At 73.7% G+C, this 14,674-nt stretch carries 15 protein-coding genes and 1 pseudogene; 8 read left to right on the top strand and 8 right to left on the bottom strand.

Annotation, left to right across the window (positions count from 1 at the left end; translation table 11 throughout):
- Nucleotides 1–6 precede the first annotated feature (6 nt).
- Together IPZ69_RS06660 and IPZ69_RS06655 are read left to right on the top strand one after the other, a co-directional pair.
- Nucleotides 7–519: pseudogene (locus IPZ69_RS06660) on the top strand (RNA polymerase sigma factor); the annotation flags it as partial.
- A 157-nt stretch (nucleotides 520–676) separates the two neighbouring features.
- Nucleotides 677–1,699 carry a CU044_5270 family protein gene (locus IPZ69_RS06655; RefSeq protein WP_235453055.1) on the top strand — a complete coding sequence of 341 codons (1,023 nt, stop codon included), beginning with the start codon at nucleotides 677–679 and terminating at the stop codon, nucleotides 1,697–1,699.
- Nucleotides 1,700–1,900: 201 nt separating this feature from the next.
- On the opposite strand, the gene IPZ69_RS06645 is transcribed toward IPZ69_RS06655, so the two are convergent.
- Nucleotides 1,901–2,785: a hypothetical protein gene (locus IPZ69_RS06645; protein WP_235453054.1), complete on the bottom strand. Its 885-nt coding sequence runs from the start codon at nucleotides 2,783–2,785 to the stop codon at nucleotides 1,901–1,903.
- 57 nt (nucleotides 2,786–2,842) lie between these two features.
- Between IPZ69_RS06645 and IPZ69_RS06640 the strand changes: the two genes are divergently transcribed.
- Nucleotides 2,843–3,394 (top strand): MarR family winged helix-turn-helix transcriptional regulator, encoded by a 552-nt coding sequence (locus tag IPZ69_RS06640; RefSeq protein WP_235453053.1) that lies wholly within the window; start codon nucleotides 2,843–2,845, stop codon nucleotides 3,392–3,394.
- Nucleotides 3,395–3,418: 24 nt separating this feature from the next.
- On the opposite strand, the gene IPZ69_RS06635 is transcribed toward IPZ69_RS06640, so the two are convergent.
- Nucleotides 3,419–3,784, bottom strand: coding sequence for a nuclear transport factor 2 family protein (locus IPZ69_RS06635; RefSeq protein WP_235453052.1), 366 nt, complete (start codon nucleotides 3,782–3,784; stop codon nucleotides 3,419–3,421).
- A 172-nt stretch (nucleotides 3,785–3,956) separates the two neighbouring features.
- Between IPZ69_RS06635 and IPZ69_RS06630 the strand changes: the two genes are divergently transcribed.
- On the top strand, nucleotides 3,957–4,259 hold the full coding sequence (locus IPZ69_RS06630; protein WP_235453051.1) for a hypothetical protein: 303 nt from the start codon (nucleotides 3,957–3,959) through the stop codon (nucleotides 4,257–4,259).
- Nucleotides 4,260–4,365: 106 nt separating this feature from the next.
- Here the strand turns inward: IPZ69_RS06630 and IPZ69_RS06625 are convergent, their stop codons facing one another.
- A complete protein-coding gene (locus IPZ69_RS06625; protein ID WP_235453050.1) occupies nucleotides 4,366–6,141 on the bottom strand; it encodes an ABC transporter ATP-binding protein in 1,776 nt (591 codons plus the stop codon).
- A 105-nt stretch (nucleotides 6,142–6,246) separates the two neighbouring features.
- Nucleotides 6,247–6,828, bottom strand: coding sequence for a rhodanese-like domain-containing protein (locus tag IPZ69_RS06620; RefSeq protein WP_235453049.1), 582 nt, complete (start codon nucleotides 6,826–6,828; stop codon nucleotides 6,247–6,249).
- A 94-nt stretch (nucleotides 6,829–6,922) separates the two neighbouring features.
- Here IPZ69_RS06620 and IPZ69_RS06615 point away from each other — a divergent pair, with 94 nt between their 5' ends.
- Nucleotides 6,923–7,210, top strand: coding sequence for a metal-sensitive transcriptional regulator (locus tag IPZ69_RS06615; protein WP_235453048.1), 288 nt, complete (start codon nucleotides 6,923–6,925; stop codon nucleotides 7,208–7,210).
- A 6-nt stretch (nucleotides 7,211–7,216) separates the two neighbouring features.
- Here the strand turns inward: IPZ69_RS06615 and IPZ69_RS06610 are convergent, their stop codons facing one another.
- Both IPZ69_RS06610 and IPZ69_RS06605 read right to left on the bottom strand, forming a co-directional pair.
- Entirely contained in the window at nucleotides 7,217–7,999 is a 783-nt protein-coding gene (locus tag IPZ69_RS06610) for a sulfite exporter TauE/SafE family protein (RefSeq protein ID WP_235453047.1), read from the bottom strand.
- A complete protein-coding gene (locus IPZ69_RS06605; RefSeq protein ID WP_235453046.1) occupies nucleotides 7,996–9,711 on the bottom strand; it encodes a rhodanese-like domain-containing protein in 1,716 nt (571 codons plus the stop codon). The genes IPZ69_RS06610 and IPZ69_RS06605 overlap by 4 nt, the downstream gene beginning before the upstream one ends.
- 205 nt (nucleotides 9,712–9,916) lie before the next feature.
- Between IPZ69_RS06605 and IPZ69_RS06600 the strand changes: the two genes are divergently transcribed.
- The 3 genes from IPZ69_RS06600 (at nucleotide 9,917) to IPZ69_RS06590 (ending at nucleotide 12,681) form a co-directional block, all read left to right on the top strand.
- Nucleotides 9,917–11,005 (top strand): S-(hydroxymethyl)mycothiol dehydrogenase, encoded by a 1,089-nt coding sequence (locus tag IPZ69_RS06600; RefSeq protein WP_235453045.1) that lies wholly within the window; start codon nucleotides 9,917–9,919, stop codon nucleotides 11,003–11,005.
- A complete protein-coding gene (locus IPZ69_RS06595) occupies nucleotides 11,005–11,634 on the top strand; it encodes an MBL fold metallo-hydrolase (RefSeq protein ID WP_235453044.1) in 630 nt (209 codons plus the stop codon). Before IPZ69_RS06600 ends, IPZ69_RS06595 begins: the two co-directional genes overlap by 1 nt.
- A gap of 132 nt (nucleotides 11,635–11,766) precedes the next feature.
- Nucleotides 11,767–12,681 carry an SDR family oxidoreductase gene (locus IPZ69_RS06590; RefSeq protein WP_235453043.1) on the top strand — a complete coding sequence of 305 codons (915 nt, stop codon included), beginning with the start codon at nucleotides 11,767–11,769 and terminating at the stop codon, nucleotides 12,679–12,681.
- Nucleotide 12,682: 1 nt separating this feature from the next.
- Here IPZ69_RS06590 and IPZ69_RS06585 read toward each other — a convergent pair whose 3' ends face one another.
- The gene (locus IPZ69_RS06585) at nucleotides 12,683–13,210 is read right to left on the bottom strand and encodes a hypothetical protein (protein WP_235453042.1); all 528 of its coding nucleotides are present in this window, start codon (nucleotides 13,208–13,210) and stop codon (nucleotides 12,683–12,685) included.
- A 28-nt stretch (nucleotides 13,211–13,238) separates the two neighbouring features.
- A complete protein-coding gene (locus IPZ69_RS06580) occupies nucleotides 13,239–14,636 on the bottom strand; it encodes a pyridoxal phosphate-dependent decarboxylase family protein (RefSeq protein WP_235453041.1) in 1,398 nt (465 codons plus the stop codon).
- Between the last annotated feature and the right edge of the window lie 38 nt (nucleotides 14,637–14,674).

Raw genomic sequence — 14,674 nt, 5'->3', positions numbered from 1 at the left:
CGAAGCATGAGCAACGACGAGATCTTCGCCGCTGCCTATCGCGAGCACTACTGGGCGGTCAGCCGCTATGTCGCGCGGCGACTGGACGGGCGGACCGGCGAGGTGGAGGAAGTGGTGGCGGAGGTGTTCACGGTCGCCTGGCGGCGCCGGGCCGACCTGCCGTCCTCGCCCCTGCCCTGGTTGTACGGCGTGGCACGCAACTGCCTGTCGAACGCGGTACGCGGCTACGGTCGCCGGCGCCGGCTGGTGGACCGGCTGGGCAACGACGACGCCGCGCACGGCCGGCACATCGTGGACAGCCCCGACGCCGAGATCCCCGGCGCCTGGGTGCACGACGCGCTCGACCGGCTCGCTCCGGCGGACCAGGAGGTACTGCGCCTGACGGCCTGGGAGGAACTCGGCGTCGACGAGATCGCGGTCGCCCTCGGCTGCGGCAGCCGTGCGGCGGCCATGCGCCTGCACCGGGCCCGGCGCCGGCTGAAGGCCGAGATCGACCGGATACGGCCTGCCGGGGTGGCGCCGATCGACGGTCGGCCTGCCGTGACGTCGCCGGTCGATGGCGGGTCTCTTGTGACGTCGCCGACCGATGGCCGCCCCGCCGTGAGGGTACCGATCGACGGCCGCCCCGCCCCGGAGCCCGCCTCCGCCGACGCGACCCTGTGCGAGGACCACGGACATGGCTGACGAACTCGAACTCCTGCGCCGCGCCAACCCGGTGCCGGCCGACAGCCCCGGTCTCGGCGACGGGCCGCTGGACCCGCGTGCCGAGGAAGGACTGCGGCGGCTGTTGAGCGAGGACCGCCCGCGGCGGCGTGTCCGGCTGCTCCCGGCGCTGCCCGGCCGGACCCCGCGTGCCCGGTTCGTCTGGGGTCTCGCCGCCACCGTCGTCGTGCTCGTGGTCGCCGTCAACGCCGTGCTCGGCGGTCCGAGCACCCAGCGGGCCGTCGCGGCGCCGCGCCCGTTGGCCGTCCACGCCCACTCGAAGCCCGTACCCTTGAAGGAGTTGGTCGCCCTGGCCGACGCGGCCGCGGTCGACGGCTCACCGGGCCTGCGCAAGGGCACGCACGCGCAGACCTGGAGTCTCAGCATGAGCGACGACGAACAGCCCGTCACGCTTCCCGAGGAGCGGGTGGTGCGCTGGCGGGCTGACGCCACCCACACCGAACTGGTCGTGGCGACCGACCCGAACAGGCCGGGCCGCCCGGTCCTCACCGACGAGGGCGACGACCCGCACGAGGTGGCGGACGGCCATGTGATCAGCCGGACCACCTACCCGCCGATGTGGAACGACGCCCCGCCCGAAGGGACCCCGCCCCACACCGCGGCGGGCCTGCGGGCCTACCTCACCGAGGTCGTCCGCCCCCAGGTCGACCGCGGCACGGCCCCGCTGAGCACCGAGGAACTCTTCGACGCCGTCGGGGAACTCCTCGACCACTGGACCCTCGGCGCCCGTGAGTCGGCGGCGCTCGTCCGGCTGTTCGCGCGGGCCGAGGGGCTGCGGCCGGCCGGCGACGTGACCGACCGCCTGGGCCGCCCCGGCCATGCGTACGTGTACGACACCGGGCGCGTACGGCACATGCTGATCCTGGAGCCGCGCACCGGCGCCGTCCTCGGCATCGAGGACACGTTCACCAAGGCCGACCCCGAGTTCGGCGTACGGGCCGGCGCCGTCATGGAGTACCGGGCCTGGATGCGCTGATCACACGCCGAGCTGCCGGGCGGCGGCGTCGACGGTCTGCTCCAGGAGCGTGGCGATCGTCATCGGGCCGACGCCGCCCGGGGTCGTAGCCAGCTCCATGTGACGGGAGGATGCCCGCGGTGCGGCAGCGGTTCTGCTTCATGCTCCACCTCAGCGCCGTTCACGGCCCGCGCACAGCCTTACCGAGAGGCCGTACGAGGCTCAGTCGGTGGCCTCGGGGTCCTTGATGTGCCCGGCGGCCTCGGGGTCCTCGGGACCCGCCGTCGGGTCCACCCCCGCCAGGAAGCCGGTCGCCTGCGCGCACAGCCGGTCGGCGCCGATGGCCCGCGCCCAGCGGGCGATCTCCGTCGCCAGTGCTCGGGCGCCGGCCTCGTCGCCCGTGTCGCGGGCCAGCACCGCCAGCAGCAACTGCTGGGAGAGCGTGCCGGGCACCGTGCCCGCGCGGGCACCCAGGGCGGTGGCCCGGCGCCAGCGCTCCCCGGCCGCTTCGTGGTCGCCGGCGTCGTGGTCGTGGCCGCCGAGGTGCCGCAGCGCCTCGCGGGCCAGCAGATCGTCGCGGCCGTCCTCGCCGGCCTTCAGGGCGGCCGCGTAGTGGGCCGGGGCGGCCTCGCGGTCGGCGAAGTGATTGTCCGTGATGAGCCCGAGGTACATCGCCGCCCAGCCCCGGCGCACCGCGTCCGGGGCCTCCTCCTGGAGCTCCCGCGCCCGGTCGCGGAGCGCGGTGAGGGCCTGCGGGTCCTTGCCCCGGGGACCGAAACGCAACGTGCCGTCGACCACGAGCAGCCCGGCGTAGGTGTGCCGCAGCCGCAGGAAGGCCACGTCCCAGTCGCCGTCGGGGAACTCCTTCTCGGCGTCCGTGATGCGCGCCCCGGCACTGTCCGTCCCGGCGAACCAGTCCTGTTCCAGGGCGACTTCGGCGGCGGCGCGGGCCAGGGGCGCCCGGGCGGCGGGCGTGCCGCCGGCGGCCGCGGCCAGCAGGTGCGAGGCCCGCTCCCAGCGTCCGGCGGTCCGCAACTCTCCTACGGCAGCCAGGAGTTGGTCGAGGGCGACGACGGTGGTGGGGGTGGTGTTCGACGTGGAAGTCATGTGCGGCAAGGTAGTTGGCGAAAAAATCATCCACAAGAAAACCACTGTGAGAGGCAGATGATGGAGGACTCGGTCGACCGGCACGTCGCCGTCTGGACCCGCGAACTGGACTGGCTGGACCCGGTGAAGGAGGCGATCGTCGCCCGGCTCGCGATCCTGTCCCGGCACGCCGCGCAGACGCGCCGGGACACCCTGGACCTCGACGGCCTCAGGCGCTGGCAGTTCAAGGTGCTGATGACGCTGCGCAGGACCGGACCGCCGTACGAGTCGAGCCCCTCGCAACTGGCCGACCTGCTCGGGCTGACCCGTGGGGCGCTGTCGGCGCGGCTGGGCCCGATCGAGGAGGCCGGGCTGATCACCCGTACCCACGAGACGGGCGACCGCAGGCGGGTACGGGTGCGGCTCACCGCCGCCGGGCATGCCGCGTTCGAAGCGCACGCGGCGAAGGAGGAAGAGGCTGAGGTCGCCTTGCTCGGAGCATTGACCGAAGAAGAGCGGCGGACGCTAGCCGACCTGCTGCGGACACTGGTCGTGGCCGCCGAGGCCGACCCCGGCGCGCCTGCCCCAGCACGGCCCGGGCCGAGAAGGTCCAGGTCAGCCGAGAGGTGACCTGGACCCTGGCGACCCTGCTTCCTATTCGTCCCATGCCTGGATCATGATCTGTTCGGCGATCTTGCCGTCGCGCAGCGTGATCATCGACTCGGCGACGACCCGGACGCCGTCCTCGTACTCGCAGGACTCGCTGTAGGCGGCGTGGTCGCCCTGCACGATGCACTGCTCCAGCTTGTGGGTCATGTCGCGGCTGTAGATGTCGTCGAGCATCTCCGCGATCGCGGGCCTGCCGTGCAGGATCTTGGGGTTGCTGGGCTGGGTGTTGCGGTCGATGATGCGGATCTCCGCGTCGTCCGCGTAGAGCGCCAGAAGGGTGTTGCCGGTGTTCCCTTCTATGCCCCGGCGCAGGGTCTCGGCGTCGAAGGTGGAGCCTGTCGCGGTGCCCATGGTGACCTCCATCGAGGGCCCGCGGCCCGAAGGGGAGCAGACCGTGAGGACCTCATCTACGAGCGTGCTCCGCCCCGGCCGCCTCGGCAAGCGCAGCCCGGCCGCTGAGCCTGTCGGGTGAGCCGGGCCCGGCGGCCGTGTCCGCGCGACGGCCCGGTGCGTTGCTGTAGGCATGATCTCAACACGACGTATCGTCGCCGCCGTCGGTCTCGCCGCGGGTGTCACGGGCCTCGCCGCACCGCTGGCGAACGCGGCTCCGGCGGCCGCATCGGACACCGGGAGGATCAGCCCGATGGCCGTACTCGACTCGCTCGCCGCGAGCGAGATTCCCGCCGAGCACCGGGACGAGCTCCCGAGCGTCTCCCAGCAGCTGAGCGGCTTGAACCGCGTCAACGACCTGAACCGGCTCAACGAGCTGCACCAGGTCACCGACCTGGTCGCGCCGGTGACCGGTCTGCTGCCCGCCGTCGGCTAGCGAAACCCGCGCGAGGGCTGTCCGGAGACGGGCAGCCCTCAGTCGTGTTCAGGACCCGTACGCGCGCGTACCCGGTACGCCCGTACCCCGTAGGCTCGTGCGCGTCTCAGTCCGCCGTCGCCAGGAACTGGGTCGCGGCCAGCTCCGCGTACAGCGGGTCGGAGGCCACCAGTTCCCGGTGCGTGCCCACCGCGCGTACCCGGCCCGCGTCCATGACGACGATCCGGTCGGCCATCGTCACCGTGGACAGCCGGTGCGCGACCACGAGCACCGTGGTCGACCGGGCGACGTCCGCGACCGTGTCGCGCAGGGCCGCCTCGTTCACGGCGTCCAGTTGCGAGGTGGCCTCGTCCAGGAGCAGCAGTCGCGGGCGGCGCAGCAGGGCCCGGGCGATGGCGACCCGCTGGCGTTCGCCGCCCGACAGCTTGGTCCCGCGGTGTCCGACCAGCGTGTCCAGCCCCTGAGGCAGCCGCGCCACCAGACCGTCCAGCCGGGTCGTCTTCACCACCCGCGTCACGGTGTCCTCGTCCGCCTCCGGATTGCCCAGCAGCAGATTGTCGCGCAGTGAGCCCGACAGCACCGGGGCGTCCTGCTCCACGTACCCGATGGCCGAGCGCAGCCGGGGCAGCTCCCAGTCCCCGAGCCGCACGCCGTCCAGCGTGATCTCGCCGGACTCGGGGTCGTAGAACCGCTCGATGAGCGAGAAGACCGTCGTCTTGCCCGCGCCGGACGGGCCGACGAACGCCGTCATGCCGCGGGCCGGTATCGCGAAGCTGACCCCGTGGTGCACGTACGGCAGGTCGTCGGCGTACCGGAAGCGGACGTCGGTGAAGGCCAGCGCCGCGGGTTCGGCGTCGGCGGCCGGCAATGGGGCGGGCTCGGCGGCCGGTTCGCCGGGCAGCCGCAGGGCCTCCTGGATACGGGCCAGCGCCCCGGCGCCCGTCTGGTATTGCGTGATCGCCCCGACGACCTGCTGGATCGGCGACATCAGGTAGAAGACGTACAGCAGGAACGCCACCAGCGTGCCGATGTCGATGGCGCCGGTCGCCACCCGTGCCCCGCCGACCGCGAGGACGGTGATGAAGGCGATCTGCATCGCCAGCCCGGCCGTATTGCCCGCGGCCGCCGACCACTTGGCGGCGCGCACGCTCTGCCGCCACGACTCCTCGGCGGCCGCGTGCAGGTTCAGCTCCTCCCGGTGCTCGGCGCCCGACGCCTTCACCGTGCGCAGCGCGCCGAGGACCCGCTCCAGCGAGGCGCCCATCACGCCGACCGCGTCCTGCGCCTGCCGGCTGGCCCGGTTGATGCGCGGCACGATTGCGCCGAGCACCGTGCCCGCCGCCGCGATCACCGCCAGCGTGACCCCGAGCAGCACCGGATCGACCACGCCCATCAGCACCACCGTGGCGACGAGGGTGAGCCCGCCCGTGCCGAGGGCCACCAGCGACTCCGTGGTGACCTCGCGCAGCAGCGTGGTGTCCGAGGTGATCCGCGCCATCAGGTCGCCCGGCTCGGTGCGGTCCACGGCCGGGATCCGCAGCCGCAGCAGATACGACGACAGGGCCCGCCGCGCGCCGAGCACCACCGACTCCGCGGTCCGCCGCAGCACGTACGAACCCACCGCGCCCACCGCCGCGTTGGCGACGACCAGGCTCGCCATGGTGAGCAGCGGACCGGTGATGGACCGGTCGTGGGCCAGGTCGTCGATGAGTCCCCGCGCCACCAGCGGCAGCAGCAGGCCGGTGGCCCCGGTGACCAGCGAGAGCAGCGCGCCCGCCACCAGGGCCCAGCGGTGGGGTCGTACGTATCCGAGGAGGAGCCGCCACGCGGGCGGCTCGCTCCGGTCCGTCGCTTCCGTCGTTTCCGACGCTGCGTTGCTCACGGTGCTCCTTGTCCGGAGTCGGGCGGAACACCCAGATTACGTCGGGGCCTTCGGCACCCGGCCGGTGGATCGGCCGGGGGGCCGGCCTGCGGAACGACCCGTGGACTACTCCTGGGCGGACGGGCGTTGGGCCAGCCGCGCCAGGGTCGCGTCGAGGTCGGCCGGGCGGGGCCGGTTGTGCGGCAGTTTCGCCAGCTGGGCGGCCATGCCGCAGGTGTTGGTGAGCGCGGAGAAGACGAGGCCGCCGGCGATCCCGGCCGACAGCAGCAGCCAGGCCGGGTGCAGCTGTCCGAGACCGAGGCCGGTGAGCACCACGGTGCCGGCGGTGAACCGGACCTGGCGCTCCATGGACCACGTGGTGCGCGTCCCGGGCGCCGGGCGGTGCAGCTCGTGACCGTGTGCGGTCCAGCCGTTCGTGCCGCCGGTCAGCGTGCCGGCCGCGATGCCGTGCTCGGCGAGGATCCCGCGGGCGTTCTCCGCGCGGGCGCCCGAGGTGCACACCAGGAGCAGCTCGCCGTGTGCCGCGCGCAGGGCGGGCAGGGCGCGCCGGATCTGGTCGAGCGGGACGTTCAGCGCGCCGGGCAGATGCCCGGAGGCGTACTCGCCCGGGGTCCGGACGTCGACGACGGTCAGTTCCGGCAGGCGGTCCCGGGCCTGGCCGGGGTCGAGAGTGGGGGGAGTGGTCATGGTGAGTGCGATCCTTCCATGAGGCAGGGGGGAAACGGGGAGACCTCAGGGGCGGGTAAAATACCCCTGAGGGTATACGGGTGGAGGAGTGGCTATGGAACTGCAGTTCGAAGGTGATGAGCTCAAGTCGGTGCTGAACCGGCTGCGCCGGGCCCAGGGGCAGATCTCCGGGGTGATCAAGATGATCGAGGAGGGACGCGACTGCGAGGACGTCGTCACGCAGCTCGCCGCGGCCTCGCGCGCCCTGGACCGGGCCGGTTTCGCGATCATCGCGACCGGGCTGCAGCAGTGCCTGACCGATCCCGAGCGGAACGCGACGGACGGCGAGACGACGGAGCAGATGAAGGCCCGGCTGGAGAAGCTGTTCCTGTCACTGGCCTGACCCCGGTCAGCGGACCGCGTCGACCAGCATGAACGCGGCCACCGCGAGGAGCGCGCAGGCGAAGACCCGCTGGAGCGAGTCCGAGGACAGCCGGCCCGCGAGCCGCTTGCCGTCCCAGGCGCCGAGCACCGCGGCCGCCGCGAACGGGGCGACGGCGGACCAGTCGACGACCACCGCCGACCCCGCGCGTGCCGCCAGGGCGGCGACCGAGTTGAGGGTGATGACCAGCAGGCTCGTCCCGACCGCGGCGCGCATCCGCAGGCCGACGACGTTCACCAGGGCCGGTACGGCGAGGAAGCCGCCCCCGACGCCCAGGACCCCGGTCACGGCGCCCAGCCCGGCCCCCGCCCCGGCGATCCGGGAGGCCCGCGGGGACGCCGCTTCGTCCCGCACGGCGGCGGACGGGCGCAGCATACGCACCGCCGCGGCGGCGGACGGGCGCAGCATACGCACCGCCGCGACGGCGGCGAGCGCGGCGAACGCCCCGGTGAGCAGCGCGGACGGCAGCTGCCGGGAGACCGCCCCGCCGACCGCCGCCGGGACCAGCCCTGCCGCCGCGAACACCAGCCCGGCCCGCCACCGTACGGTGCCCTCGCGGGCGTGCGCCGCCAGCGCGGTGCCCGAGGTGACGGCGACGACGACCAGGGCGGCGGTGGTGGCCGCGGCCGGCGTGAAGCCCAGCAGATAGATCAACGCGGGCACGGCGAGCACACTGCCCCCGCCCCCGAGCGCCCCGAGCGCCAGCCCGCTGACGGCCCCGGCACCCAGTGCGAGCAACAGCCCGCTCACGCGGCGGAGCTGTCGTCGTGCGCGGTGTCCGTGCTCGTCGGGGCGGGCGGTGCGGCCTCGTCGTGCACCACGGGCAGGCCCGCCGCGATCCAGGCCCGCATGCCTCCCACGACGTCCACCGCGTCCGCGCCGCGCGCGGTGAGCAGGGCCGTCGCCGTACGGGAGCGCTTGCCTGAGCGGCAGACGGCGACGAGGGGACGGTTGCGGGCGGCCGGCGGCAGCGGGGCTCCGGCGGTCAGCGCGGAGAGCGGGGCGTGCACGGCGCCGGGGGCGTGTCCGGCCTCCCATTCGTCGTCCTCGCGGACGTCGAGCAGTACGGCGTCCGCTCCCGCGCGCTCCCGGGCCTCGGCCACGGTGACCCGGGCCATGGGCAGCCCGGCCTCGCGGGCGGCGGCGAACCCGTCGTCGACGGCGACCACGGCACGGCCCGCGGCGTCCAGCAGTGAGGCGGCGATCGCGGCCCGCATGCCGCCGGCGCAGTGCACCCACACCGTGCCGTCCGGAATCTCCGCCAGCCGCTCGCGCAGCAGGTGGAGCGGTATGTGCAGCGAACCCCTCAGGTGCCCGCCCTCCCGTTCGGAGTCCCGCCGAACGTCCAGGACGACGATCCCCTCCGGGTCCTGCCCGGCGAGGTCGGCGAACGTGCCGCGCGGGAAGGAGCGCGGCCGCTCGTCCGGACGCAGCCACTGATCGGGCGCGCCGGTGGCGGCAGCGGCGGGCCGGTCGACGCCGACCCGGACCAGCTCCCGCTGGGCGGCGGCGAGTTGCCCCGCCGACTCGGCGAGCAGCGTGACCGGCCTGCCCCACGGCAGCAGCCAGGCCAGATACGTGGCGAGCTGCCCCTCCGCCTCGAAGTTGACCGCCCCGGCGACATGCCCCTCGGCGAACGCGACCCGGTTGCGCAGGTCCACCACCCACTCCCCGGCGGCCAGCCGCGCCGCGATCTCCTCGGCGTCCGCCCGGCGCGGCGGGGTGAGGTCCACCGGGGCCGGGCCCTCGGCGTTGGCGGGGCCCATGTGCGCGTAGTACGCCGGGATGTCGTCGAGCCCGGCCAGCAGCTCGGCGACGAAGGTGTCCGGATCCTGGAGCAGCGCCGCGTTGGCCGTGCGCTCCCGGCCGATCGTCGTCGCCTCGCCCTGCGCCTGTCCCGCGGAGCAGAAGCTGCCGAAGCCGTGTGTGGGCAGCACCGCGGTCTCGTCCGGGAGCTCGGCGGCCAGCCGGTGCGCAGAGTCGTACTGCGCCCGCGCCAGCTCACCGGTCAGCCGCGGTTCCACCAGGTCGGGCCGTCCGACCGTGCCGATCAGCAGCGAGCCGCCGGTGAACACGGCCACCGCCCGGCCGGTGTCCTCCAGGACGTAGGAGGTGTGGTGCGGGGTGTGCCCGGGGGTGGCCAGGGCACGCAGCGCCAGCCCGTCCCCGATCTCCAGCCGGTCCCCGTCCGCGACCGGCACCCGCTCGTACGCCACGTGCGCCCCGGCGGGCACGACGTAGGCGGCGCCGGTGATCCGCGCGAGCTCCAGGCCGCCGGAGACGTAGTCGTTGTGCACGTGCGTCTCGACGACGTGGGTGAGGGGCACCCCCCGCCGCGCGGCGGCCGCGATCACCCGGTCGATGTCGCGGGGCGGATCGACGGCCACGGCGCCGTGCGCCCCGCCCGCCAGATAGCCGCGGTTGCCCAGACCCGGCACCTCGATGGTGTCGACGAAGTACACGACCGCACTCCTTTCCTCGGTTCTTGTCCGCTCCCCGGGGTTTCGATTACCCCCGGGGGTATATGGCCACCGTAGCAGAGGTACCCCCGGGGGTATGTGGCTGGTGTGGCCGGAAAGATCCACGGGGACCGTCGCGCTCCGTGCCGTTACCGTTCGGTTACGCGTAGGGTCGAAGGACAGGTACAACGGCGGAAGGGGCCAGGCCATGGCGCAGGAAGTACGTGGCGTGATCGCACCGGGGAAGGACCAGCCGGTGCGGATCGAGACGATCGTCGTACCCGATCCCGGACCGGGTGAGGCCGTCGTCCGTGTCCAGGCCAGCGGCGTCTGCCATACCGACCTGCACTACAAACAGGGCGGCATCACCGACGAGTTCCCCTTCCTGCTCGGCCACGAGGCGTCCGGCGTGGTGGAGTCGGTCGGCGCGGGCGTCACCGACGTCGCGCCCGGGGACTTCGTGATCCTCAACTGGCGTGCGGTGTGCGGTCAGTGCCGTGCCTGTCTGCGCGGGCGTCCCTGGTACTGCTTCGACACCCACAACGCCAAGCAGCGGATGACCCTCGCCTCGACCGGGCAGGAACTCGCCCCGGCCCTGGGCATCGGCGCCTTCGCCGACAAGACCCTGGTCGCCGCCGGACAGTGCACCAAGGTCGATCCGGCCGTCTCGCCCGCTGTGGCCGGCCTGCTCGGCTGCGGCGTGATGGCCGGTATCGGCGCCGCGATCAACACGGGCGGCGTCGGGCGCGGTGACACGGTCGCCGTCATCGGCTGCGGCGGCGTCGGCGGCGCGGCCGTCGCCGGGGCGAACCTCGCCGGCGCGGCGAAGATCATCGCCGTCGACATCGACGAACGGAAGCTGGAGACGGCGCGCACCCTGGGCGCCACCCACACCGTCAACTCCAAGGAGACGGACCCGATCGAGGCCGTCCGCGAGCTGACCGGCGGCTTCGGCGCCGACGTCGTCATCGAGGCCGTCGGCCGCCCGGAGACCTACCGGCAGGCCTTCTACGCCCGTGACCTCGCCGGCACGGTCGTCCTGGTCGGCGTGCCCACCCCCGAGATGAAGCTCGAACTCCCGCTCCTCGACGTCTTCGGCCGCGGCGGCGCCCTGAAGTCCTCCTGGTACGGCGACTGCCTGCCGTCCCGCGACTTCCCCATGCTGATCGACCTGCACCTGCAAGGACGCCTGGACCTGGGGGCGTTCGTGACCGAGACCATCGCGCTCGACGAGGTGGAGAAGGCGTTCGAGCGGATGCACCAGGGCGACGTCCTGCGCTCGGTGGTGGTGCTCTGATGACCACGCGCATCGAACGCCTCGTCACCTCCGGGCGGTTCACGCTCGACGGCGGCAGCTGGGAGGTCGACAACAACGTGTGGATCGTCGGCGACGAGCGCGAGGTCATCGTCATCGACGCCGCGCACGACGCGCAGGCCATCGCCGAGGCCGTCGACGACCGCCGGCTCACCGCGATCGTGTGCACCCACGCCCACAACGACCACATCGACGCCGCGCCCGCCCTCGCGGACCTCACCGGCGCCACGATCTGGCTGCACCCCGCCGACCTGCCGCTGTGGAAGATGACCCACCCGGACCGGGAACCCGACGCCCATCTGGCCGACGGCCAGGTCATCGAGGCGCCCGGCCTCGACCTGACCGTGCTGCACACCCCCGGCCACTCGCCCGGCGCGGTCTGCCTGCACGACCCGGGCCTCGGCGCCGTCTTCACCGGCGACACCCTCTTCAAGGGCGGCCCCGGCGCCACCGGCCGCTCCTACTCCCACTTCCCGACGATCATCGACTCCATCCGCGACCGCCTGCTCACCCTCCCGCCCGAGACGAAGGTCCTCACCGGCCACGGCGACGCGACCACCATCGGCGACGAGGCACCCCACCTTCAGGAGTGGATCACCCGCGGCCACTGAGCCGGAGAAGCCGGAAGAACCGGTCGGGAGGGACCCGGGCGTCGGACCTCGCCGGTAAAGGTGACAGAAGATGTCCGGCTTTCCCGTCACCGTGGACGGCGACAGCAGTCGCAGCAGTACGGGAGGTCGGACATGTCAGGGCCGCTGGAGGGCAGGATCGCGCTGGTCGCCGGGGCGACGCGCGGAGCGGGACGCGGGATCGCGGTGGAGCTCGGCGCGGCCGGCGCCACCGTCTACGTCACCGGGCGCAGCACCCGCGCCCGCCGCTCGGAATACGACCGCCCCGAGACCATCGAGGACACCGCCGACCTCGTCACCGCAGCCGGCGGCCAGGGCATCGCCGTACCCGTGGACCACCTCCGGGCGTCCGAGGTACGGGCCCTCGTGGACCGTATCGCGGACGAACAGGGCCGCCTGGACGTCCTGGTCAACGACATCTGGGGCGGCGAGAAGCTCTTCCAGTGGGACACCCCGGTCTGGGAGCACGACCTGGACAACGGGCTCCGGCTGCTCCGGCTCGCGGTCGAGACCCACGCGATCACCAGCCACCACGCCCTGCCGCTGCTCCTGCGGCACCCCGGCGGCCTGGTCGTCGAGGTCACCGACGGAACCGCCGACTACAACCGCGACACCTACCGGGTGAACCTCTTCTACGACCTCGCCAAGTCCTCCGTCCTGCGCATGGCCTTCGCCCTCGGCCACGAAATCGGCCCGCGCGGCGCCACCGCCGTGGCCCTCACCCCCGGCTGGCTGCGCTCGGAGCTCATGCTCGACGCCTACGGGGTGCGCGAGGACAACTGGCACGACGCGCTCGCCCGCGAACCGCACTTCGCCATCTCCGAGACCCCGCACTACGTCGGCCGCGCCGTCGCCGCCCTGGCCGCCGACCCGGACCTGGCCCGCTTCAACGGCCGCTCCCTGTCCAGCGGCCAACTGGCCCGGGTGTACGGCTTCACGGACCTGGACGGCAGCCGCCCGGACGCCTGGCGCTACCTGGTCGAGGTGCAGGACGCGGGCAAACCGGCGGACGTCACCGGCTACCGCTGACTCACGCCGACGGCAGCGGCCAGCGCGCCGAGTGCCCGGGAGGCAGCGCCAGGTCCTCGCGTACGGCCGCGTAATAGCCCTCGCGGCCGGCGCGCTGGCGCTCCAGCAGCACCTGCCAGGCCTCCGGATCCCGCCGCCCGTCGCGCAGGAACCGCTCCATGTCCATCAGCGTCACGACCCATACCCGCGCCTTCTCCACCACCCGAGGGCTGCCGAGCAGCAGCAGCGCCTCCCCGGAGGGATCCCGGGCGACGGTGGCCTCGGCCAGCAGCGGCTCCGCCTCCTCGGGCGTGAGCGGGTGCGGGTGCGGATCGTTGCCGAGGTGCGCGGCGACCCGGTAGGCCAGCGTGACCGACTTCTTCAACGTCCGCGCGTAGTCCGCGTACACCGTGAGCCGCCGCTCCTCCCAGCGCGCCACCCGCTCACGCCGGTCCCTGGCCTGATCACTGCGCAGGACCGCCAGATACGACCCGAGCGCGCCGATCACGACACCGATGAGGGCGGGCAGTTGCTGTATGAGCGCGGACATGTCCGCACGCTATCGGCCCGGTTGACGGTCACAAAGCCGCCGACGCCGCCGCGAGCGCGTCGAGGACCCGCCGTGTGTCGGCATCCGTGGTCCGCCAGTTGCTGAAGGCCGCCCGCAGCGCGGGCACCCCGTCGTACACCGTCGGCGTCAGGAAGGCCTCGCCGGAGGCGGCGACGGCGTCGGCCAGGGAGTCCACCCGCTCCCGCGTGGGCTCCTCGGCGAGCGTGAAACAGACGACGTTGAGGCGGACCGGGGCCAGCAGCCGAAGAGCCGGAAGGTCGGCGATGTCCTCGCCGAGGCCCCGGGCCAGGGCGACATCGCGCTCGACGATCTCGCGGTGCCCGTCCCGGCCGTACGCGACGAGGGAGAACCAGGCCGGCAGGGCGCGCAGCCGACGGGAGTTCTCCGGGGTCAGGTGGAGGAAGTCGGGTTCCCCGCCGCTGGGCAGGCCGAGGTACGGCGAGGCGTTGTGGAACACCGCGACCTGCAGGTCCCGGCGCCGGGTGAACTGGACGGCCGCGTCGTAGGGCACGTTGAGCCACTTGTGCAGGTCGACGCAGATCGAGTCGGCCAGGTCGAGCCCCGCCACCAGGTGCGCGTGCGCGGGGGAGAGGGCGGCGAAGGCGCCGAACGCGGCGTCCACGTGTAGCCAGAAGTCGTACCGCTCCTTCAGGGCCGCGATCGCCCGCAGATCGTCGAAGTCGACGGTGTTCACCGTGCCCGCGTTCGCCACGACGATCGCGGGCCGGCCGTCCAGCCCGGCCAGCGCGGCGTCCAGCGCGGCCACGTCGACGGCCTCGCGGTTGCCCGGCAGCAGCGGCACCCGGCGCAGCCGGTCCCGGCCCATGCCGAGCACGGACAGGGCCTTGGGCACGCTGGAGTGCGGGCTGCCGGACAGCACGTCGACGGGCCCGAGCGCGGCGGCGCCCGCCCGCGAGACGTCCACGCCCAGCCGCTCGCCCAGCCACTCACGGGCGATGGCGAGCCCCACGGTGTTGGAGACGGTCGCCCCGGTGACGAACGCCCCGCTGTGCTCGGCGTCCAGCCCGAACAGCTCGCGCAGCCAGGCCAGCGTCTCCCGTTCCAGCGCCGCCGCGGAGGAGCCCGCGGCGCCGGACAGGTTCTGGTCGTACGCGGACGTCAGCCAGTCCCCGGTGATCGACGCCGGTGTCGCTCCGCCGGTGACGAAACCGAGGTAGCGGGGACCGGCCGAGCCGGAGAACCCCGGCGCCCACCGCTTTGCGAACCGCGCGAGGGCACCGTCGGCGCCCGCGCCCTCGACCGGGAGGGGAGCGCGGCCAAGATCCCCGCCGGGCCGGGCGACCGGGCGGGCGGCCAGGCCGGTCAGCTCACCGGCGGCGAAGTCACGGGCGGACTGCAGGAGTTCGGGAAGCCGGGCGAGATCGTCGGCGAGTGTGCGGTGCATGAGCCGCAGCGTACGGCGGCGGGACCGTGGAACGCCTG

This window comes from Streptomyces olivochromogenes, from assembly GCF_021538895.1.
GTDB lineage: Bacteria > Actinomycetota > Actinomycetes > Streptomycetales > Streptomycetaceae > Streptomyces > Streptomyces olivochromogenes_A.
The sequence above is the reverse complement of the archived record's forward strand: the minus strand, read 5'-3'. Positions and strand labels throughout refer to the sequence as shown.

Bases quoted from the DNA above. Each gene is read 5' to 3' on its own strand.
- IPZ69_RS06655 (WP_235453055.1), top strand. From the start codon at position 677: ATGGCTGACGAACTCGAACTCCTGCGCCGCGCCAACCCGGTGCCGGCC.
- IPZ69_RS06645 (WP_235453054.1), bottom strand. From the start codon at position 2,785: ATGACTTCCACGTCGAACACCACCCCCACCACCGTCGTCGCCCTCGAC.
- IPZ69_RS06640 (WP_235453053.1), top strand. From the start codon at position 2,843: ATGATGGAGGACTCGGTCGACCGGCACGTCGCCGTCTGGACCCGCGAA.
- IPZ69_RS06635 (WP_235453052.1), bottom strand. From the start codon at position 3,784: ATGGGCACCGCGACAGGCTCCACCTTCGACGCCGAGACCCTGCGCCGG.
- IPZ69_RS06630 (WP_235453051.1), top strand. From the start codon at position 3,957: ATGATCTCAACACGACGTATCGTCGCCGCCGTCGGTCTCGCCGCGGGT.
- IPZ69_RS06620 (WP_235453049.1), bottom strand. From the start codon at position 6,828: ATGACCACTCCCCCCACTCTCGACCCCGGCCAGGCCCGGGACCGCCTG.
- IPZ69_RS06615 (WP_235453048.1), top strand. From the start codon at position 6,923: ATGGAACTGCAGTTCGAAGGTGATGAGCTCAAGTCGGTGCTGAACCGG.
- IPZ69_RS06600 (WP_235453045.1), top strand. From the start codon at position 9,917: ATGGCGCAGGAAGTACGTGGCGTGATCGCACCGGGGAAGGACCAGCCG.
- IPZ69_RS06595 (WP_235453044.1), top strand. From the start codon at position 11,005: ATGACCACGCGCATCGAACGCCTCGTCACCTCCGGGCGGTTCACGCTC.
- IPZ69_RS06590 (WP_235453043.1), top strand. From the start codon at position 11,767: ATGTCAGGGCCGCTGGAGGGCAGGATCGCGCTGGTCGCCGGGGCGACG.
- IPZ69_RS06585 (WP_235453042.1), bottom strand. From the start codon at position 13,210: ATGTCCGCGCTCATACAGCAACTGCCCGCCCTCATCGGTGTCGTGATC.
- IPZ69_RS06580 (WP_235453041.1), bottom strand. From the start codon at position 14,636: ATGCACCGCACACTCGCCGACGATCTCGCCCGGCTTCCCGAACTCCTG.